The organism is Streptomyces collinus Tu 365, from assembly GCF_000444875.1.
In the GTDB taxonomy this organism is placed as follows: domain Bacteria; phylum Actinomycetota; class Actinomycetes; order Streptomycetales; family Streptomycetaceae; genus Streptomyces; species Streptomyces collinus_A.
In genome coordinates, this window is record NC_021985.1 from 7,576,236 (window position 1) to 7,599,748 (window position 23,513).

The 23,513-nt window shown below is 76.5% G+C and carries 4 protein-coding genes; all 4 read left to right on the forward strand.

The window, feature by feature from the left end:
* The first annotated feature begins 6 nt into the window (after positions 1-6).
* The 4 genes from B446_RS32800 (at position 7) to B446_RS32815 (ending at position 23,454) form a co-directional block, all read left to right on the forward strand.
* Positions 7-19,938, forward strand: coding sequence for a non-ribosomal peptide synthase/polyketide synthase (locus B446_RS32800; RefSeq protein WP_020943752.1), 19,932 nt, complete (start codon positions 7-9; stop codon positions 19,936-19,938).
* A gap of 99 nt (positions 19,939-20,037) precedes the next feature.
* Positions 20,038-20,241, forward strand: a complete 204-nt coding sequence (locus B446_RS32805) for an MbtH family protein (RefSeq protein WP_020943753.1) — start codon at positions 20,038-20,040, stop codon at positions 20,239-20,241.
* A 164-nt stretch (positions 20,242-20,405) separates the two neighbouring features.
* Complete coding sequence (locus B446_RS32810) at positions 20,406-20,936, forward strand: GNAT family N-acetyltransferase (protein ID WP_020943754.1); 531 nt, start codon at positions 20,406-20,408, stop codon at positions 20,934-20,936.
* 49 nt (positions 20,937-20,985) lie between these two features.
* Complete coding sequence (locus tag B446_RS32815) at positions 20,986-23,454, forward strand: SpoIIE family protein phosphatase (protein WP_043476916.1); 2,469 nt, start codon at positions 20,986-20,988, stop codon at positions 23,452-23,454.
* Positions 23,455-23,513 lie beyond the last annotated feature (59 nt).

The following is a 23,513-nucleotide window of genomic DNA, read 5'->3' on the forward strand; positions in this document are numbered from 1 at the left end:
ACGACCATGACGTCTTCGAAGCGAAACCGCGCCGAGGCCCTGCCCCAGGACCTCCAGGAAGTGCTCCGCCGCCGGCTCGCCGGACGGGCCGCCGGCACCCCGGACGCCCCCGCGCCGCGGGCCGTCCCGCGGGCGGACCGCACCCGCCCGCTGCCGCTGTCCTTCGCCCAGCAGCGCCTGTGGTTCCTCGACCGGCTGCGCCCCGGCGACGCGCGCTACAACAGCGCCGTCGCGGTGCGTTTCACCGGGGCCCTCGACCGCACCGCCCTGTCCGGCGCGCTGGAGCACGTGGTCTCCCGGCACGAGGCGCTGCGCACCACGTTCCGGGAGACCGACGGCAGACCCGTGCAGCGCGTGCACCCCGCCGGGCCGGTCCCGCTGCCCGTACGGGACCTGACGGCTCCCGGCGAGCGGCCGGCCGGCCTGGACGCCGTGCTCCTGGCCGAGTACGAGCGCCCCTTCGACCTGGAGACCGGGCCGTTGCTGCGCGCCCTGCTGCTGCGCGAGGCGCCCGACGCGCACGTGCTGCTGCTGACGGCCCATCACATCGTCACCGACGGCTGGTCGATGGGCGTGGTGCTGCAGGAGCTGTGCGCCGCCTACGACGCGCTCGCCCGCGGGGAGCGGCCCACGCCGGAGCCGGTCGCCACGCAGTACCCGGACTTCGCGGTCTGGCAGCGCGAGCAACTGTCCGGGGCCCGGCTGGAGCGTGAACTGGCGCACTGGAAGGAGCGGTTGTCGGGGGCGGTGGCGCCCGCACTGCCACTGGACCGGCCGCGCGGCGGCGAGGAGTCCGGCGCCGGCGCGGTGCACACCTTCACCGTCCCCGCGGCCACCACGGCCCGGCTCAGGCGGCTCGCGGCCGGGCAGCACACCACGCTGTTCACCGCCCTGGTCGCCGCCTGCCAGGCCCTGCTGGCCCGCTGGTCCGGGCAGGACGACTGCACCGTCGGCTCGCTGACCCCCGGCCGCGGCCGCACCGACCTGGGACGGGCCGTCGGCTTCTTCGTCAACACCGTGGCGCTGCGCACCCGCGTGGAGACCACCGGTTCCTTCCGCGAACTGCTCACCGCCGCCGCCGACACCGTCAACGACGCCTTCGCCCACGGCGACACGCCGTTCGAGCGGCTGGTGGAGGCGGTCGGCGCGACCCGGGAGCCGGGCCGCAACCCCCTGTTCGACGTGATGGTCCTGCTGCACCCGGCGCCGCCCGCCGCACCCGACCCGCACGGCCTGGCCACCGCGCCGGTCGCCGTGCCCCGGCGGGCCGCCACCTTCGACCTGAGCGTGGAGTTCGTCCCGGACGGGGACGGGCTGACGGGCCTGCTGGAGTACCGCACCGACCTGTTCGACGCGGCCACCGCCGAGCGCATGGCCGACCAGCTGCTGCGCACGCTGGACGGCGCCGCCGCCGATCCCGACCGGCCGCTCGGAGCCCTGCCCCTGCTCTCGCCCCGGCAGACACGGCAGGTGACGCGGGACTGGAACGCGACCGCGCGGCCCGTACCCCGGGAGACCCTGCCCGAGCTGTTCGCGCGACAGGCCGCCCGCACCCCGCACGCCACCGCCCTGGTCGCCGGGGACGTGACCCTGGACTACGCGGAACTCGACGCCCGCGCCGACCGCCTGGCCCGCCACCTCTCCGCGCGCGGCGCGGGCCCCGAGCGGCTGGTCGCCCTCCGGCTGCCGCGCACCGCCGACATGATCGTGGCGATCCTCGCCGTCTGGAAGGCGGGCGCCGGCTACCTGCCCCTGGACCCCGCGCTGCCCGAGGACCGGGTGCGGTTCCTGCTGGACGACGCGCGCCCTGCGCTCGTCCTGGACGAGGCCGCGCTGCGGGACGTGCCCGGCACCGCCCCCGAAGCGCCCCACGGCCGCCTCGCCCCGCCGGAGCCCGGCACCACCGCCTACGTCATCTACACCTCCGGCTCCACCGGCCGCCCCAAGGGCGTCGCCGTGGCCCACCGGTCCCTGGCCAACCTCCTGGCGAGCCACCGTGAGGGCTTCGTCGCCGAGGCGGGCGGCGGGCCGCTGCGGGTGGCCCTGACCGCGTCGTTCTCCTTCGACACCTCGCTGGAGGGCGTGCTGCTGATGGCCGACGGCCACCCGCTGCACCTGGTCGACGAGACGACCCGGCTGGACGCCGCCGCGCTCGTCGAGTACGTCGTCGAACACCGCATCGACTTCCTCGACCTGACCCCCACCTACCTGCGCCAGCTGCTGCCCGCCGGGCTGCTCACCGACCCCCGCCACCGTCCCCGGGTGCTGATGCTGGGCGGCGAGGCCGTCGGCCCCGGCCTGTGGCGGGAGCTGGCCGGGCGGCCGGACGTGGCCGCGTACAACTTCTACGGGCCCACCGAGTGCACGGTCGACGCCCTGGCCTGCCGCATCGAGGGCGACGACCGCCCGACCGTGGGCCGTCCGCTCGCCAACGTGCGCGCCTACGTCCTCGACGACCGGCTCCAGCCGGTGCCGCCCGGTGTGGGCGGCGAACTGTACCTGGCCGGCGTGCAGTTGGCGCGCGGCTACGCGGGCCGGCCGGGGCTGACCGCCGCACGCTTCCTGCCCGATCCGTTCGGGCCGCCCGGCGCCCGCATGTACCGCACCGGCGACCTGGCCCGCTGGACCGGCGACGGCCGCCTGGACTACCTGGGGCGCGCCGACGACCAGGTCAAGGTGCGCGGCCACCGCATCGAGCCCGGCGAGGTGGAGGCGGCCCTGACGGACCTGCCCGGGGTGGCGGCCGCAGCGGTCGTCGCCGTCGCCGACCCGCACGGCCACCTCCGGCTGGCCGCCTACCTCGTCCCCGCGGACCGCGGCACACGGCTCGTCGCGGGCGACGTGCGGGCGGCCTGCCGGCGCGTGCTGCCCGACCACATGGTGCCGTCCTCCTTCACCGTCCTGGACGCCCTGCCGACGACCGTCAGCGGCAAGGTCGACCGGCGGGCCCTGCCCGCACCCGACCTCGACGGCGGTGAGCAGGAGAGGGAGTTCGTCGCCCCGCGCACCCCCGAGGAGGAGACCCTCGCCCGTATCTGGACCGAGGTGCTGGGCGTGCGCCGGGTCGGCGTCACGGACAACTTCTTCGAGCTGGGCGGCGACTCCATCCTCAGCATCCAGGCCGTCTCCCGCGCCCGCGCGGCCGGCCTGCACCTGACCTCGCGGGACGTCTTCCGCCACCAGACCGTCGCCGACCTCGCCGCCGCCGCGTCGGCGCGCACCGCCGCCGTGCCCGCGCCCCGGCGGCCGCGCGAGGAGGGCCCGGCGCCGCTGACGCCGATCCAGGAGTGGTTCTTCGCCGCGCACGGCCCGCTGCGCCACTTCACCATGTCGATGCTGCTGGACCTGCCCCACGACCTGGACGAGCGGGCCCTGGAGCGCGCCCTGGAGGCGCTGGCCGCCCACCACCCGGCGCTGCGCACCCGCTTCGCGCGCTCGGGGGACACCTGGCGCCAGCACCCCGGCGAGGGCCCGCGCACCGGCCTGCTCACCCGGCACGACCTGTCCCGCGCCGCCGACCCGGCGACCGCCCGCGAGGAGGCCGCCGAGGCGGCCCGCGCCGCCCTGGACCCGCAGGCCGGCGCCCTGCTGCGGGCGGCCCTGCTGACCTGCCCCGGTGAGCGCCCCCGGCTGTTCCTCACCGCCCACCACCTGGCGGTGGACAGCGTCTCCTGGCGCATCCTCCTCGCCGACCTCGCCCAGGCGTACCACCGAGCGGCCCAGGGTGATCCGGCCGAACCGGACCCCGTCGCCACGCCGTTCGCCGACTGGGCCGCGCACCTGTCCCGCCGGGTGCGCGCCGGCGAGCTCGACGCCGACCTGTCGCACTGGACGGCCGAGGCCGCCGAGGCCCGCACCCCGCTGCCCGTCGACCGTCCCGGCACCCCGCTCGCCGGCTCGGTGCGCACCCTGCGCACCCGCGTGGACCGCGCCACCACCGGCGCCCTGCTGCGCCAGGTGCCCGCGGTCTACCGCACGCAGGTCAACGACGTGCTGCTGAGCGCGCTGAGCCGGGTCCTCGCCGACTGGACCGGCGGCGGGCGCGTGACCGTCGCCCTGGAGGGCCACGGCCGCGAGGACGACACGCTCGACCTGTCCCGCACGGTGGGCTGGTTCACCACCCAGTACCCCGTCACCCTCACGCCCGCGGGGCCGTCCGGCGCACCCGACTGGGGCGCCACCCTGAAGGCGGTGAAGGAGCGGCTGCGGGCCGTGCCCCGGCACGGCCTCGGCTACGAGGCCCTGGCCCGCCTCGGCTCGCCCGACCCGGCCGCCCGCGCCCTGCGGGACCTCCCGCTGCCGCAGGTCTGCTTCAACTACCACGGCCAGTGGGAGGCCGGCGACGGACGGGACTTCACCCCGGCGGGCGAGGTGCCCGGCCGGGACATGGCGGCCGGCGAACCGCTGGACCACCTGCTGGACGTCTCCGCCGTGGTCGCCGGCGGCGAACTGGAGATCACCTGGCACTACAGCGACCAGGTGCACGACGAGGACACCGTCCGCGCCCTGGCCGACGGCATGACCCGCGCGCTCGCCGCCATCGCCGAGCACTGCGCCCGCCCCGGCGCGGGCGGCCGCACCCCCTCCGACTTCCCGCTGGCCCGCCTCGGCCAGGACCGCCTGGACCGGCTGGCCGGCGACGGACGGGACGTGGAGGACATCCTGCCGCTGACCCCGCTCCAGGAGGGCATGCTCTTCCACCGGCTGGTCGGCGGCGACGACGACGTCTACGTGGACCAGGCGGCGCTGCTGCTGGACGGCGTCACCGACCCGCACGCCTTCGCCGCGGCCTGGCAGCGCGTCACCGAGCGCACGCCCGCCCTGCGCACCGGCGTGGTCTGGGAGGACGTCCCCGTGCCCCTCCAGGTCGTCCGCCGGGACGTGACGGTGCCGGTCACCCACCTCGACTGGCGGGACCTGGACGAGCCGGAGCGGGCCGAGCGCCTGGCCCGGCTGCGCACGGACGACCTGGCCCGCGGCATCGACCTCGCCACGGCGCCGCTGATGCGGCTGACCCTGGTCCGGCTGCCCGGCGCGCGGCTGCACCTGCTGTGGACCTCCCACCACCTGATCCTCGACGGCTGGAGCCTCGCCCAGGTGCTCACCGAGGTGTGCGAGGAGTACGCGGCGCTCACCGCCGGGGCCGAGTCCCGGCCGCCGGTACGGCGCCCCTTCGGCGACTACGTGCGCTGGCTCGCCGAGCAGGACCCGGCCGCCGCCCGCGCGCACTGGCAGGGCGTCCTCGCCGGCTTCACCACCCCCACCCCGCTGCCCACCGACCGCCCCCTGCGCGACGCCCACCTGGCCCGCTCCGCCGGCCTGCACACGGCCGGCCTGGACGACGCGGCGTCGGCCCGGCTGGCGCGCACCGCACGCGAGGCCGGCCTCACCCTCAACACGGTCGTGCAGGGCGCCTGGGCGCTGCTGCTCGCCCGTCACGGCGCCGAGGACGACGTCGTGTTCGGCACCACCGTCTCCGGCCGCCCCGACGACCTGCCCGGCGTCGAGTCGATGGTGGGCATGTTCATCAACACCGTGCCCACCCGGGTACGCGTCGACGCCGCACGTACGGCCCGTGCCTGGCTGCGCGAACTGCAGGACGCGCAGGCCGAGTCCAGGCGGTTCGCGGCGGTGTCCCTGGCCGAGCTGACCCAGCTCAGCGAGGTGCCCTCCGGCAGCCCGCTGTTCCACAGCATGGTCGCCTTCGAGAACTACCCCTTCGACGAGGCCCGCACCGCCGGCTCCGGGGTGCGCCTGGCCGGGGTGACCTCCCGCGACGCCACCAACTACCCCCTCGTGCTCCGCGCCCACCACGGCGAACGGCTCGGCTTCGACCTCGCCTACGACCCCGCCCTGTTCGACGCGGCGACCGTCCGCTCCCTCGCCGACCGGCTGTGCCGGCTGCTCACCGAGCTGGCCGACGGCCCCGACCGGCCGCTGCGCGCCCTGGCCCGGCCGACGGCCGAGGAACGGCGGCGGATGCTCACCGACTGGAACGGCACCGGACACGGCCGCCCCGACCGGACCCTGGTGGACCTCTTCGAGGAGCAGGCCGCCCGCACGCCCACCGCCGTCGCCGTCACCTGCGGCGGCGAGCACCTGGACTACGCCACGCTCGACGCCCGCGCCGGCCGGCTCGCCCACCGGCTCGCCGAACTCGGCGCCGCACCCGAGCGGTTCGTCGCCCTCGCCCTGCCCCGCTCCGCCGACCAGGTCGTGGCGATCCTCGCCGTGCTGAAGACCGGCGCGGCCTACCTGCCGATCGACCCGGCCTCACCCGCCGAACGCGTCGGCCACCTCCTCGCCGACGCCGCCCCGGTGGCCCTGGTGACCACGAGCGGCACCGCCGCCCGGACCGACGGCACCGGGCTGGACGTCCTCCTCCTCGACGACCCGGACACCCGGGCCGACCTCGCCCGCCGCCCGGCCACCGGCCCGTCCCCGGCGCGCCGCCCGCTGCCGGAGAGCCCCGCCTACGCCATCTACACCTCCGGCTCCACCGGCCGCCCCAAGGGCGTGGTGATCCCGCACGCCAACGTGGTCCGGCTGTTCACCCGCACCCGCCACTGGTTCGGCTTCGGCCCGGACGACGTGTGGACGATGTTCCACTCCTACGCCTTCGACTTCTCCGTGTGGGAGCTGTGGGGCCCGCTGCTGCACGGCGGCCGGCTCGTGGTCGTGCCCGACGAGACCGCCCGCTCCCCGGAGGACTTCCTGCGCCTGCTCGCGGACGAGCGGGTGACCGTCCTCAACCAGACGCCGTCCGCGTTCTACCCGCTGATCCGCGCCGACGCCGACCACCCGGACGTCAGCGCCCGCCTCGCGCTGCGCACGGTGGTCTTCGGCGGCGAGGCCCTGGACACCGGCCGGCTCACCGGCTGGTGGACCCGCCACCCGGCCGCCGCCCCGCGGCTGGTGAACATGTACGGCATCACCGAGACCACCGTGCACGTCACGTACGCCCCGCTCGACCCCGCCACCGCCGCCGACGGCCCCGCGAGCCCCATCGGCACGGCCATCCCGGACCTGCGGGTGTACGTGCTCGACGCGGACCTGGTGCCGGTGCCGCCCGGCGCGACCGGCGAACTGTACGTGGCGGGGGAGGGGCCGGCCCGCGGCTACCTGGGCCGCCCCGGCCTGACCGCCACCCGCTTCCTCGCCGACCCCTTCGGCCGGCCCGGCAGCCGCATGTACCGCACGGGGGACCGGGCGAGGTGGCGGGCCGACGGCACCCTGGAGTACCTGGGCCGCGCCGACGCCCAGGTCAAGATCCGCGGCTACCGCATCGAACCCGGCGAGATCGAGGCCGCCCTGCACACCCACCCCGGCGTCGCCGACGCCGCGGTCGGCGTCTTCGAGGACGCCTCCGGCACCCGCCGGCTCGTCGCCCACGTCGTCGGCTCCGGCGGCGCGGCCCCCGCGGCGGCCGGACTGCGCGCCCACGTGGAGCGCCTGCTGCCCGCCCACATGGTCCCCGCCGCCTACGTGCCGATGGACGCGCTGCCGCTCACCGTCAACGGCAAGCTCGACCGGCGCGCGCTGCCCGCGCCCGGACCGGACGGCTACGCCGCCGGCACCGACCGGACCCCGCCGCGCACGCCCGCAGAACGGCTGGTCGCCGCCGCCTGGGCGGACGTGCTGGGCATCGAGGAGGTGCACGCCGGCGACGACTTCTTCGCGCTCGGCGGCGACTCCATCCTCGCCGTCCGGGTCACCGCCCGCCTGCGCGCCGCGTTCGGCCCCGGCGTCTCGCCGAGGCTGCTGTTCACCCGTCCCACGGTCGCCGCCCTGGCCGCCGAACTCGGCGAACCGGCGGGCGACACGGCCGCCGCCGAGGCCGACGCGATACCGGCGACGGCCCCGAGGACCCCGGCGCCGCTGTCGTACGCCCAGCAACGCCTGTGGTTCCTCGACCGGTTCGAGCCCGGCAGCACCGAGTACACGACGCTGTCCGTGCTCCGGCTGCGCGGACCGCTCGACCGGAACGCCCTGCGCACCGCGCTCGACGGCCTCGTCACCCGGCACGAGGCGCTGCGCACCACGTTCACCGAGCGGGACGGACAGGCGCTCCAGGTGGTCGGCCCGCCGCACCGGGTCGACCTGCCCGTGGACGACCTCAGCACCGCACCGGACGCGCGGGCGGCGCTGGACGCGCTGCTGGAGCGCGAGGCCGCCACCCCGTTCGACCTGGCGGCCGGGCCGCTGCTGCGCGCCCGGCTGGCCCGCACGGCCGCCGACGAGCACGTCCTCGTCCTCGCCGTGCACCACATCGCCACCGACGGCTGGTCGCTCGGCGTCCTCGGCCGGGACCTGGGCGAGCTGTACACCGCCGCGCACGAGGGCCGCCGGCCCGAACTGCCGGACCTGCCCGTCCGGTACGCCGACCACGCCACCTGGCAGCGCGCCCGCGCCGACCACGTCGAACGGCAACTCGCCCACTGGCGCGAACGGCTGGCGGGGGTGCCCCCGCTGGAGCCGCCGACCGACCGGCCGCGCCCCGCCGTACGGACCCGGGACGGCGCCCTGGTGACCTTCACCCTGCCCGCCGGACTGACCGACCGGCTGCGCGCGTTGGGCCGGGAGGCCGACGCCACCCTGTACATGACGCTGCTGACCGCCTGCACGGCCCTGCTGTCCCGCTGGGCCGACCAGGACGACTTCGCCGTCGGCACCGTCACGGCCGGCCGCGAACGCCCCGAACTGCACGACGTGGTGGGCATGTTCGTGAACACCCTGGTGCTGCGCAACCCGGTACGCCCCGGCACCACCTTCCGCGCGCTGCTGGAACAGGTCCGCGGCACCGTCCTCGACGCCTTCGCCCACCAGGACGTGCCCTTCGAACGGCTGGTGGACGCCCTCCAGCCCGAGCGGGACACCAGCCGCACCCCCCTGTTCCAGGCCATGGTCGCCCTGCACAACCTGGGCGCCGAGGCACCCGCGCTCCCCGGCCTGGACGTCGAGCCGGTCCTGCCACCGGTCCGGAACGCCACGTTCGACCTGGCCTTCGACTTCGTGGAGAGCGACGGGGGCGTCACCGGCCATCTGGAGTACGCCACCGGCCTGTTCGACGAGGACACCGTCCGCCGCCTGGCCGACCGCCTGCGGCTGCTGCTCCGGGCGGCGGCCCAGGACCCCGACCGGGACGTCCGGGCCCTGGAGCTGATGACCGCGGCCGAGCGGCACCACGTCCGCCACGACTGGCAGGGCCCGCGCCTCGCCGTGCCGGAGACCACCTTCCCCGCCCTCTTCGAGGCACAGGCCGCGCGCACCCCGCACGCCACCGCCCTGGTGGCACGGGACGCCACGCTCGACTTCGCCGCCCTCAACGAGCGCGCGAACCGGCTCGCCCACCACCTCCTCGCCCAGGGCGTCGCCCCCGAACGGGTGGTCGCCGTACGCCTGCCGCGCACCTCCGACCTGATGGTGGCGGTGCTCGCCGTCGCCAAGGCGGGCGGCACCCTGCTCTGCCTCGACCCCGGCCTGCCCGAGGAGCGCGCCGCCCACCTCCTCGCCGACGCGGCCCCGCACACCGTGCTGAGCGCCGGGACACTGCGCGACACACCGTGGGAGCGTCTGCCCGCCCACGACCCCACCGACCACGACCGCCCGGCCCCACTGCTCCCGGACCACGCGGCCTACATCGTCTACACCTCCGGCTCCACCGGCCGCCCCAAGGGCGTCGTCGTCGAACACCGCCACCTGGTCAACCTCTGCCACGACCACCGGGAAGGACTCGTCGCCCCGCACACCGCCGACGGGCACCGGCTGCGCGCCGCGCTGAGCGCGTCGTTCTCCTTCGACACCTCCTGGGAGGGGCCGCTGCTCCTCGCCCTCGGGCAGGAGGTCCACCTCGTCGACGAGGACGTGCGCCTGGACCCCGACGCGTTCTGCGCCCAGGTCGCCGAAGGCCGCCTGGACCTGGTGAACGTCACCCCGTCCTTCCTGCGCGAACTCACCGCCGCCGGACTCCTCGCACCCGGCCGCCACCATCCGCGCGTCCTGCTGGTCGGCGGCGAGGCGACCGGCCCCGGCACCTGGCGCGAGCTGTGCGCCGCCACCCGCCTCGGCGTCACCGCGTACAACATGTACGGGCCCACCGAGTGCACCGTCGACGCCACCTACGCGCGCTGCGCCGACCACCCGGACCGGCCGGTCATCGGCCGCCCCGGCCGCAACCTGCGCGCCGACGTCCTCGACGGAGCCCTGCGCCCGGTGCCGCCCGGCGTGCCCGGCGAGCTGTACCTCGCCGGCGCGCAGGTGGCCCGCGGCTACCTCGGCCGCCCCGGCCTGACCGCCTCCCGCTTCCTCGCCGACCCGTTCGGCGCGCCGGGCGAGCGGATGTACCGCACCGGCGACCGCGCCCGCTGGAACGAGCGGGGACTGCTGGAGTTCCTGGGCCGCGCCGACGAGCAGATCAAGATCCGCGGGTTCCGCATCGAACCCGGCGAGGTCGAGGCCGCGTTGCAGGCCCACCCGGACGTGGCCGAGGCCGTCGTGACGGCACGCGAACACGCGGGCCGGCTCATGCTCGTCGCCTACGTCGTCCCCGCGCCGGGCGCCGTCCCGGCCGCCGACACCCTGCGCGGCGCGCTGCGGCGCACCCTGCCCGACCACATGGTGCCCGCGGCGTTCGTGCCCCTCGCGCGGATCCCGCGCACCGGCACCGGCAAGACCGACCGGCGCGCCCTGCCCGCCCCGCCCGCCCAGCCCGACCCCGCCACGGCGTACGCGGCACCGCGCCCCGGCACCGAGCAGACGCTGGCCGCCATCTGGGCGGACGTCCTGCGGGTCGACCGGGTGGGCGCGCGGGACGACTTCTTCGCGCTCGGCGGCGACTCCATCCTCAGCATCCAGATCGTCTCCCGGGCCCGCCGGGCGGGACTGGCGCTGACCACCAAGGACGTCTTCCGCCACCGGACCGTGGCCGAACTCGCCCTCCACGTCACCGAGGCGGCCCCGACGCAGGCGCACACGGAGCCGCCCGCCGAGGCACCGCTCACGCCCATCCAGCGGTGGTACCTCGACGGCCGCCGACCCGGCGACCCGCTGCGCTTCACCATGTCCCAGCGGCTCGAACTCGCCCCCGGCACCGATCTGTCCGCCCTGCGCCCGGCCGTCGACGCCCTCGTCCGCCACCACCCGGCCCTGCGCACCCGTTTTCGCCCCACCGCGGACGGCCGGCGCCAGGACGTCCTGCCGGACGCCCCGGAAGGCATCCTCGACCACCACGACGTGACCCGCCTGCACGGCTCCGCGCTGGAGGCCGAGGTGCGGCGTGCGGCGGACGCGGCCCGGGACCGCCTCGACCCGGACGAGGGCCGGGTGGCGCGCGTCCTGCTCTTCGACCGCGGCCCCGGACTGCCTGCCCAACTCCTCTTCATCGTCCACCACTTGGTGGTCGACGGCGTCTCCTGGCGGATCCTGCTGGCCGACCTGGAGACCGCCCACCGCCAGGCGTCGGACGGACACCCCGTCGACCTGCCCCCGGCCACCACCGCCTACGGGCACTGGGCGGCCCGGCTGGAGGCGCACACCCGCTCCGGCGCCCTGGACGGCGACCTCGCCCACTGGCAGCGCACCGCCGCGGCCCCGGCCGGCCTGCCCGCCGGACGGCCCGGCCCCAACACCCACGGCACCGCCGCCACGGTCACCGTGGAACTGGACCCGGAGACGACCGACGCCCTGCTGCGCCGCGTCCCGGAGGTCTACCGCACCCAGGTCAACGACGTCCTGCTCAGCGCCCTCGGCCGTACCCTGGCCCGCTGGTGCGGCCGCGAGACCGTGCTGATCGGCGTGGAGGGCCACGGCCGCGAGGACCTCTTCGACGACCTGGACCTCTCCCGCACGGTCGGCTGGTTCACGGCCGAGTACCCCCTCGCCCTGACGGTCGCGCCCGACGCCGGCTGGCACGACACCCTGCGCTCGGTGAAGGAACAGCTGCGCGCGGTCCCCCTGCACGGCCTGAGCCACGGCGCGCTGCGCCACCTGCTGCCCGACAGCCCGCTCACCGGCACCCCCGCACCGCGGGTCGGCTTCAACTACCACGGCCAGTGGGACACCGGCGGCGACGGCGGCGGTCTGTACCGTGCCGCCCTGCCCCCGGCCGGCTCCGACACCGACCCCGACGCGCCCCGCCCCTACCTGCTCGACCTCACCGGCGTCGTCCAGGACGGCAGGCTCGAACTCGGCTGGACGTACCCGCCGGCCGTCTACGACGAGTCCACCGTCCGCGCCCTCGCCGACGAGATGTGCGCGGCACTGCGCGACATCGCGGCCCACTGCGCCCGCCCGGACGCGGGCGGCCGCACCCCGTCGGACCACCCGCTCGCCGGGCTCGGGCAGCGGGAACTCGACCGCCTCGTCGGCGACGGCCGGCACGTCGCGGACATCCTGCCGCTGACGCCCCTGCAGGCCGGCATGCTCTTCCACGGCCTGGTGGACACCGCCGGCGCCTACTTCGACCGGACGGCCGTCCGGCTGTCCGGGGTGAGCGACCCACGCGCCTTCGCCACGGCCTGGCAGCAGGTCGCCGACCGCACCGAGGCCCTGCGCACCAGCGTGCACTGGCAGGGTCTGCCGCACCCGGTCCAGGTCGTCCACCACCGCGTGGAACTGCCCGTCACCCACCTCGACTGGCGGCACCTGACCCCCGAGCGGCGGGCGAGGGAGACCGAGGACCTGCTGGCCGCCGACCGCACGGCCGGCATGGACCTCACCACCGCACCCCTCACCCGCGTCACCCTGGCCGCACTGCCCGGCGACGAGATCCTGCTGCTGTGGTCCTCCCACCACCTGATCCTGGACGGCTGGAGCACCGGGCAGCTGCTCACCGAGGTCTGCGAGCGCTACGCCGCGCTCACCGGCGGGCGCGAGGCCCCGGTCCCGGTCCGGCGCCCGTTCGCCGACTTCGTGCGCTGGCTGCACGACCAGGACGAGCAGGCGGCCGAGGCGCACTGGACCGGCGTCCTCGCCGGCTTCCCGGCCCGCACCCCGCTGCCGTACGACCGCACCCCGGCCGAGGCGCACCGGGCCCGCGCCGCCGCCACCGTGCACCGGTACCTCGACGAGCGGGTCTCGGCGCGGCTGCGGGAGAGCGCGGCCCGGGCCGGGCTGACGGTGAACACCGTGATCGAGGGCGCCTGGGCGCTGCTGCTGGCCCGCCACGGTGGACGCGACGACGTCGTGTTCGGCACGACCGTCTCCGGCCGCCCGGCCGAGCTGCCGGGCGTGGAGGCGATGGTCGGCCTGTTCATCAACACCGTGCCCACCCGGATCCGCGTCCCGGACGGGCCGGTGGTGTCCTGGCTGCGGGACGTGCAGGAGCGGCAGAGCGACGCCCGCCGCTTCGACTTCCTCGCCCTGCCCCGCATCCAGGCGCTGAGCGAGGTCCCGGCGGGCGAGGCGCTGTTCGACAGCATGGTGGTCTTCGAGAACTACCCCGTCGACGAGTCCGCCACGGCCCGCACGGGGGTGCGCGTCGAGGAGGTGCGTGCCGACGACGCCCCGACCTTCCCGCTGTGCCTGCGCGCCCACCTCGGCGACCGGCTCGGCCTCGACCTCGCCTACGACGCCGGCCTGTTCGACGCGGACACCGCCGAACGCCTCGCGGCCCGCCTCGCGGCCGTCCTGACCGCCCTCGCCGACGGCATCGAGGCCGACGCGGAGGTGACCGGCCTCGCGCTGCTCACCGGCGACGACCGCGCCCTGCTCCGGCGGTGGAACGCCACCGCCCGGCCGCCGGCGCCGCGCAGCCCCGTCGAGCTGTTCGCCGAGCAGGTCCGCCGCACCCCGGGCGCCCCCGCCGTGCGCGACGGCGACACGGAGCTGACGTATCGCCGCCTCGACGACTGGTCCGACGCCGTGGCCTCGCGGCTCCTCGCCGGCGGCCTGCGGGCGGAGGACCGGGTGGCGCTGCTGATGGACCGCAGCGCCGAACTCGTCGTCGCCCAGCTCGCCGTCCTCAAGGCCGGGGGCGCCTACGTCCCGGTGGACGCGCGCGCCCCCGAGGACCGGCGCCGCGCGCTGATCCGGCTGGCGGGCGCGACGGCCCGGCTGACCGCCACGGACGTCGCCGCCGCGGCCGCCCCCGTACCGGACACGCCCGTACCCGTACCCGCGGACGCCGACCGGCTGGCGTACGTGATGTTCACCTCCGGGTCGACCGGCGAGCCCAAGCCGGTCGCGGTACGCCACCGCGACGTCGCCGCCCTCGCCACCGACAGCCGCTTCACCGGCGGGGTGTGCGCCCGCGTGCCGCTGCACTCCCCGGTGGCCTTCGACGCCGCCACCTTCGAGGTGTGGGCGCCCCTGCTCACCGGCGGCTGCGTCGTCGTGGCACCGCCCCGGCCCCTGGACGCGGCCCTGCTGCGCCACCTGGTCCGTGACGGCGGCCTGACCGCGCTGTGGCTGACCGCCGGCCTCTTCCGGCTGCTGGCGCAGGACGCGCCGGACTGCTTCGCCGGCCTGCGCCAGGTGTGGACCGGCGGCGACGTGGTGCCCGCCGCCGCCGTGCGCCGCGTGCTGTCCGCCTGCCCCGGCCTGACCGTCGTCGACGGCTACGGGCCCACCGAGACGACGACGTTCGCGACCTCCTTCGCGCTCACCGACGCCACGGCCGTCCCCGGCACCGTGCCCATCGGCCACCCGCTCGACGACATGCGGGTCCACGTCCTCGACGGCCGGCTGCGCCCCGTGCCGCCGGGCTGCGCCGGCGAGCTGTACGTCGCCGGCGAGGGCGTGGCCCGCGGCTACCTGGGCCGCCCCGGCGACACCGCCGCCCGCTTCCTCGCCGACCCCGCCGGGCCGCCCGGCACCCGCATGTACCGCACCGGCGACCTGGTCCGCCGCCGCCCCGACGGCACGGTCGAGTTCCTGGGCCGCGCCGACGACCAGGTGAAGATCCGCGGTTTCCGCGTCGAACCCGGCGAGGTGGAGGCCGTCCTCGCGGCGCACCCCGATGTCGTGGACGTCGCGGTGGTGGCCCGCGAGGACCGGCCCGGCGGCCGGCGCCTGGCGGCCTACGTCGTGGGCCCCGAAGATCTCACGGACGTGCGGGAGTTCGCCGAGCGCTCGCTGCCCGACTACCTCGTCCCCGCCGCCTTCGTCGCCCTGCCCGCGCTGCCCCTGAGCGGCAACGGCAAGGTCGACCGGGCCGCCCTCCCGGCCCCGGAGCCCGCGAGCGGCGACCGGCGGCACGAGCCGGTCGCACCGCGCACCGACGCCGAACGGCGCGCCGCCGACGTCTTCGCGGAGGTCCTCGCCGTCCGGCGGCCCGGCGTGGAGGACGACTTCTTCCAGCTCGGCGGCGACTCCATCCTCAGCATCCGGCTGGCCGCCCGCCTGTCCGAGGCGTTCGGCACCGACGTGTCACCGCGCGCGGTGTTCACCCACCCCACCCCCGCCGCACTCGCCGCGCTGCTCACCGCCGAGCCGTCCGGCGACGCCGCGCCCACCGCGATCGTCCCCGTCCCCCGCGACACGCCCGCCCCGATGTCGTACGCCCAGCAACGCCTGTGGTTCCTGGAGGAGTTCGCGCCCGGCAGCGGCGAGTACGTCACCGCGCTGGCCCTGCGCCTGCGCGGCCGGCTCCAGGTGCCCGCCCTGACCGCGGCCCTGTGCACGCTGGCCGAGCGGCACGAGGCACTGCGTACCACCTTCGACACGGTGGACGGCCGCGGCGTGCAGATCGTCCACCCGGCGCGGGACGTGCCACTGGAGCTGCACGACCTGACCGCGACGGGGGAGGGCGGCCGCGCGGACCGGCTGCGGGAACTGCTCGACGCCGAGCGCGCCCGCACGTTCGACCTGCGGCGCGGTCCCCTGCTGCACGCCGGGCTGATCAGGCTCTCGGACGACGAGCACGTCCTGACGCTGACGCTGCACCACATCATCACCGACGGCTGGTCCACCGGCGTCCTCACCGGTGACCTCGCCCACTTCTACCGGACCGAACTGGGCGCCGACGCCGAGCCGTTGCCGTCCCTGCCCGTCAGCTACGCGGACTACGCCCACTGGCAGCGCGGCACCGCCACGGACGAGCACCTCGCGTACTGGAAGGAGCACCTGGCCGGCCTGGAGACGCTGGACCTGCCCACCGACCGGCCGCGTCCGGCGGTGCGCACCCACGGCGGAGCCACCGTGCGCCTCGTCCTGCCCCGGGCCACCACCCGCCGCCTGGTCCAGGTGGGCCGGGACCGGCAGGCCACCCTGTTCACCACGCTCGTCGCCGCGGCGCAGACCTACCTGGCCCGCCTGACCGGTGGCCGGGACATCACGGTCGGCACGGTCACCTCCGGCCGCGACCGCGTCGAGACGCAAGCCCTCGTCGGGTTCTTCGTCAACACCCTCGTCCTGCGCTCCCGCGTCGAACCCGACCGCCCCTTCCCCGAGTTCCTCGCCGAGGTGCGCGGGACCGTACGGGACGCCTTCGCCCACCAGGAGGCGCCGTTCGAACGCGTGGTGGACGAGGTGCAGCCCGTCCGTGACACCAGCCGCACCCCGCTGTTCCAGGTCATGGTGGTGCTGCAGAACGCCCCGGCCGCCGACCTCGACCTGCCCGGCATCCAGGTCGGCGACGTCGACACGGAACTGCGGCACGCGGCGTTCGACCTCACCCTGGAGTTCGCCGAGACCGCTGCCGGGGAACTCCACGGCCTGCTCACCTACAACACCGACCTGTTCGACGCGGCCACCGCCGCACGCATGGCCGACCAGCTCGGCATCCTGCTGACCGCCGTCGCCGACGACCCGGACCGGCCCGTGGGCGCCCTGCCGCTCGCCACCGACGAGACCCTCAAGGCCGTCCTCGACCAGGGCCGCGGCACCGCCCGCCCGACACCCGCGGCGACGCTGCCGGAGCTGTTCGAACGGCAGGCCGCCCGCACCCCCGACGCCGTGGCCCTGGCCGACGCCGACGGCCGCGAGCTGACCTACGCGCAGGTCGAACGTGCCGCCAACCGGCTGGCGCACCGGCTGATCGCCCGCGGTGCGGGCCCCGAGCGGATCGTGGCACTGGCGCTGCCCCGCGGCGCGGAGACGGTGGTGGCCCAGCTCGCCGTGGCCAAGGCCGGCGCCGCCTTCCTGCCGGTCGACCCCGACTACCCCGAGCGGCGGCGGGAGTTCATGCTGCGCGACGCGGACGCCTGGCTCGTGCTGGACGACCCCGCCGCCGTACGGGACGCGGACGGCCCGGACACCGCGCCCACGGACGCCGAACGCACGGCCCCGCTGACGCCCGCCCACCCGGCGTACGTGATCTACACGTCCGGATCCACCGGCACACCCAAGGGCGTGACCGTGACCCACGGCGGCCTGGCCGGCTTCGCCGCGGCCGCCGCCGAACGCTACGACGCGGGCCCCGGCGACCGCGTCCTGCAGTTCGCCTCGCCCAGCTTCGACGCCTCCGTGCTGGAGCTGTGCGTGTCCCTGCTCAGCGGAGCCACCCTCGTCACCGGGGAGGAGGGCCCCCTCGTCGGCGAGCGGCTCGCCCAGGCCCTCGCCGACCGGCGCATCAGCCACACCCTGATCCCGCCCGCCGCCCTCGCCACGGTCGACCCCGGGACCGCCGACACCCTGCCGCACCTGCGCACCCTCATCGTGGGCGCCGAGGCGTGCCCGGCCCACCTCGTCGAACGGTGGGCACCCGGCCGGCGCATGATCAACTCCTACGGCCCGACCGAGGCCACCGTCGTCGCCACCTGGACCGGCCCCCTCACCCCGGGCACCGGAGCCGTGCCGATCGGACGCCCCGCCGGCGCCACCCGCGTCCACGTCCTCGACGCCGCCCTGCGCCCCGTCCCGCCCGGCGTCACCGGCGAGCTGTACGTGGCCGGCCCCGGACTGGCCCGCGGCTACCTGAACCGGCCCGGCCTGACCGCCTCCCGCTTCGTCGCCGACCCGTTCGGCGCGCCGGGGGAGCGGATGTACCGCACCGGCGACCTGGCCCGCTGGGACTCCTCCGGCGACCTGCGCTTCGCCGGGCGCGCCGACGACCAGGTGAAGCTGCGCGGCTTCCGCATCGAGCCCGGCGAGATCGAGGGCGCGCTGCGCGGCAGCCCGCGGGTGCGCGACGCGGTCGTCACCGTGCGCGGCGGCGGAGCCGACCCGGACGGCCGGTCCGGCGGACGGCTCGTGGCCTACGTCGTACCCGCCGGGGGCACCGCCGAGGAGCTGCCGGTGGCGGAACTCCGCGACCACCTGACCGGGCTGCTCCCGGCGCACATGGTCCCGTCCGCGTTCGTCCCGCTGGAGCGCCTGCCGCTCACCCCGAACGGCAAGACCGACCGCGCCGCCCTGCCCGAGCCCGGCCCCCTGCACACCGCCACCGGGCCGCGCACCGCGCCGCGCACCGACACCGAACGCCGCATCGCACGGATCTGGGCCGACGTGCTCGGCGTGGCGGACGTCGGCGCGCACGACAACTTCTTCCACCTCGGCGGCGACTCCATCCTCAGCATGCAGGTCGTCTCCCGGCTGCGGCGCGACGGACTGCACCTCGCCACCCGCGACCTGTTCACCCACCAGACCGTCGCCGAACTGGCCACCGTCGCCGGCGGCGCACCCCGGCACGCCGAGACCGGCCCGGTCAGCGGGGACGTGCCCCTCACCCCCATCCAGGAGTGGTTCCTGACCAGCCCCCGCGCCCGCCACGACCACTTCAACCAGTCCCTGCTGCTGGAACTGGGCACGACCCCGGACGCCACCGCCCTGGAGACGGCCCTCAACGCCCTGCTCGACCACCACGACGCCCTGCGCATGCGCTTCACCCGGGACGGGAACGGCTGGCACCAGTTCGACCCGCCGCCCGCCGGCACCGACCGCGACCGCCTCCTGACCCGCCACGACCTCGGCGGCCTCGTCCCGGCCGACGCCGACGCGGCGATGGAGAAGGCCGCCGACGACCTGCACACCGGCTTCGACCTGGCGCGCGGCCCCCTGCTGCGGGCGGCCCTGTTCACCGGGGACGCCGACCGGCCCGCCTTCCTCCTCCTGGTCGCCCACCACCTGGTGGTCGACGCCGTGTCCTGGCGCATCCTGCGCGACGACCTGGAGGCCGCCTACCGGCAGGCCGTCCTGGGCGAGCCCGTCACCCTGGGGGAGCGCAGCACCTCCTTCCTGGACTGGGCCCGGGGCCTCGCCGAGCACGTGGCGGCCGGCTCCCTCGACGACGAACTGCCGTACTGGGAACGGGCGGCCGGCACCGAGCCGCTGCCCGCCCGGACACCGGCCGCACCGGAGGCGGCCCCCGTCGAGACGCTCACCGTCGAACTGGACGAGGCGGACACCGAGGCACTGCTGCGCGCCGCGCCGACCGCCTACCGCACCCGCGTCAACGACGTGCTGCTCGCCGCCCTCGCCCTGGCCCTGGCCCGCTGGACCGGCCGTGAGGAGGTCCGTCTGGACCTGGAGGGACACGGCCGTGAGGACGTCCTCGACGAGGTGGACCTCTCCCGCACCGTCGGCTGGTTCACCACCGTCCACCCCGTCGCCCTCCACGTCCCCGAAGCCGCCGACCTCGGCCCCGGCCGGGACTGGCGGACGCTCGTGAAGTCGGTCCGGCGCCAACTGCGCGCCGTACCCGGCAACGGTCTCGGCTTCGGCGCCCTGCGCACCTTCGGCCCGCCCGAGGTGCGCGAGCGGCTCGGACGCGCCGCGCACGGGCAGGTCGTCTTCAACTACCTCGGTCAGTGGGACGCCCGCCCGGAGAACCCCGGCGACGGCCTGGTGCGCGCCGAACACGGCTCGTTCGGCCGGCACCACGACCCGCGCGACAGCGGCTCCCACCCGCTGGAGGTCGTCGGCGCGGTCCAGGGCGGCCGGCTCTCCTTCACCTGGCACCACCGGCCCGCCCTCCACGCCACGGACACCGTGCGCCGCGTCGCGGGCGACTTCGCCGAGGCCCTGCGCCACATCGCCCACCACGCCCGCGACAGCCGGTGAACCCCCGTCCGCCGGCCCGCGACCCGCCGCCCGCCCAGCAGGCCGCCCGCCGCACATACGACCGACCCGCCCCGAACCGAGAGAGCGAGACCGACAGACATGGACGAGAACACCCGCTACCAGGTGCTGCGCAACGACGAGGAGCAGTACTCGCTGTGGCCCGTCGACGTGGAGGTGCCCGCCGGCTGGCAGCCCGTGGGCAAGGAGGGCACGGAGGCGGAGTGCTCCGCCCACGTGGACGAGGTGTGGACCGACATGCGCCCGCGCAGCCTGCGGGAGCGCATGGAGAACGCGGAAGCCTGACGCGTTCCGCGCCGCCACGACGAACGGCCCGGGGCGGCGGCGGGGGCCAGGGGACGCGTCCCGCGAGCGCGCCCCGGCCCCCGCCCCGTCCGCCCGTCCGTTCATCCGCCCGCCCCGCCCGTCCACCCACCCGTCCGTCCGTCCGTCCATCCGGGGGAGCCCTCATGACACCCGTCCTGCACACCGAACGACTCACGTTCCGGCCCTACCGCCCCGCGGACGAGGACGCCTTCGTGGCCCTGCTGCGCGACGAGGAGGTCTGCCGCTGGATGGGCCAGGAACGCGTGCCGGAGGCCGACATCCGCACGCTGTTCCGGGCCATCCTCACCGACGTCTACCCGCAGCACAGATTCGACGTCTGGGGACTGTGGCACGAGGAGGTCTACGTCGGCCACGCGGAGGTGAAGCCGACCGGCAACGTCGACGGCCACGAACTGGTCACCGCCCTCGCCCCCGGGCACTGGGGCCGGGGCCTGGGCACCGAAGCGGTCCGCGGCCTGCTGCGCCACGCCGCCGACAACCTGGGCCTGAAGGAGGCCTACGGCATGGTCGGCGGCGACAACGCCGCCAGCCTGGCCCTGTGCCGCCGGCTCGGCTTCCGGCACGTACGCGACGTGGTCGGCGACGACGGCACCGTGACCAAGCTGCTGGTGATCCCGACGACGGTGGGCGAACCGGAGCCGCGCGGCGTGTGATGCGTCCGCAGGGGCTGCGCGGGCGGCTCATCCGCGCTGTAATGGCCAAGTGGCCAGTGAGGGTGCTGCGGTGCGCAGAACGAGAGCCGAGCGTGCCGAGACCGCCCTGGAGACGCTCATCGACGTGTCCGCCGCTCCCGACCGGCTGCGCCGGGTTCTCGAACAGGCGCTGGTGTTCGCGGGGGCGGCGTTCGCGGGGGTCTACGCCCCTGGCGCCGACCCCGCGGGACTGTGCCTGGTGGAGTCGGCGGGGCTGCCGCGGACGCTGTACGGACTGCGCGACGGCTATCCGGCCGCGGGCGCCTCGCCGGTCGCGGAGGCGCACCGCACCGGGCGGGCGGTGTGGCTCGGCCCGGCCGAGCTGGCCGACTTCCCGGAGGCGCGCCGGACCCCGTCGGCCGACTTCTCGGTGGCGGTGCTGCCGCTCGGCCCGGCCGGCGGCGGCTGTCTGCTCGCCGTCAGTGAGCACCCGGGCGGCTTCGGCACCGACGACCGCGCCTGCCTGGAGCTGGTCGCCCGGGCGGTGGCCGTGCCCGCGTCGATCGGGACCACCGAGGCGGGCGAGCCGCCGCCCGCCGACCGGTTCAGCCTCGCCATGGACACCGGCCGGGTCGAGGTTGGCGACACCATCCTGCGGCTCTTCGGGATCGGCCGGGAGAAGTTCGACGGCAGGGTGGAGACGCTCCTCGGCCTCACCGTGCCCGAGGACCTGCCCGCCCTGATGTCGGTGGTCGAGGCCGACCACATGTCCATCGGCGAACGCGAGCTGGAGTTCCGCGTCCTGCAGCCGTCCGGGCCACCCAAGTGGCTGCGGCTGCGCGGGCGGATGCTGAGCAGCGGCGAGGGCCGCCCGGCCCGGCTCGTCGGCACCGTCGCGGACGCCTCGACCCTGCGCTCCGACGTCACCGACGTGGCCCGCGTGCAGCGCCTGGCCGCCGCCCTCGCCATGGCCGGCACCGTCAAGGACGTCGGCAAGGCCGTCGTCGTCGCCCTGCGCAAACCCCTGCAGGCCGACCGCCTCGCCCTGGCCGAGCTGGAGAACGACCGCCTCGTCGTGACCGTCCTCGACCCGCCCGAACCCGAGTCCTGGCCCGAGCTGTGGCGCAGCGAGTGGCGCACCGAGTGGCCCGACGCGCCGGTGCGGTCCATGCCCACCCTCGCCGCCGCCCTGCGCGAGGGCCGGTCCCGGATCTGGCCCGCCGGCAGCGCCCTCGAGCCCGCCCTCGCCGAGGTGGGCCCCGGCGGCCTCGCCGTGCTGCCGCTGCCCGCGGGCGGCCGGATGGCCGGGGCCTGCCTGATCGGCTGGGACCGGCCGCACGACTTCGCCCCCGACGAGCGTGCCCTGCTCACCGCCTCCGCGGGCCTCGCCGGACAGGCCCTGCTGCGGGCGCACGCCTTCGACGCCGAGCACGAACTCGTCGGCATGCTCCAGCGCACCCTGCTGCCGCGCCGCCTGCCCCGGCTGCCCGGCGCGGTCGCCGTCGCCCGGTACCTGCCCACCACCGCCGGTCTCGAGGTCGGCGGCGACTGGTACGACGTGATCCCGCTGGCCGACAACCACGTGGCGTTCGTCATCGGCGACGTCCAGGGCCACAACGCGGGCGCCGCCACCCTGATGGGCCAGATGCGCACCGCCCTGCGCGCCTACGCCGCCGAGGGCCACGCCCCCGACGTCGTCGTCACGCACGCCAACCGGCTGCTGCTGGACATGGAGACCGACCTCTTCGCCACCTGCTGCTACGTCGACGTCGACATGGAGCAGGGCACCGCCTGGTGCGTGCGCGCCGGCCACCTCCAGCCGGTGCTGCGCCACCCCGACGGCTCGACCGAGATCGTCGAGGCCGAGGGCGGGCCGCCGCTCGGTGTGCTGACCCGGGCCGACTTCCCGATGACCCCGCTGAGGCTCCAGCCCGGCACGGTCCTCGCCCTGACCACCGACGGCCTGGTGGAGTCCGCCGAGGCCGACATCGACGAGGGTATGGCCCGGTTCGCCGCGGAGCTCGCCGCCGCCGACCCCGGCCACCTCGGACTGGTCGCCGACGCCCTGCTGACCGGGGCGCACCGCGGCGACGACGTCGCCCTGCTGCTGATGCGCTACGACGGCATGGCCGTACGCCCGCTGCGCGAGAGCTGGACCGTGTGGCGGGTCCCGGAGGCCGTCCGGCACGCCCGCCGCTTCACCCGGCGCACCCTGCGCACCTGGGGCGTGGAGCGCGACACCCTGGACGCGGCCCTGCTCATCGTCTCCGAGCTGGTCACCAACGCCCTCGTGCACACCGGGGGCCAGGTCCGGCTGGACCTCAGCCTGGTCAACCACCGGCTCCGGCTCGCCGTGGCCGACGGCTCGCCGCGCAGCCCCGTCAAGCCCACCAGCATCGGCTGGGAGGCCACCGGCGGACGCGGCATCCTGCTGGTCGAGGCGGTCTCGGCGACCTGGGGCACGGTGCCGGTCAGCGGCGGCAAGCAGGTGTGGGCGGACCTCGTGCCGGACGCCGGCCCGCCACTCGACCAGGGGTAGGCGCCGCGTCCGCCGTCCGGGCCGCCCCCGGACCGCCGTTCGGGGGAGCGGTGTCCTTC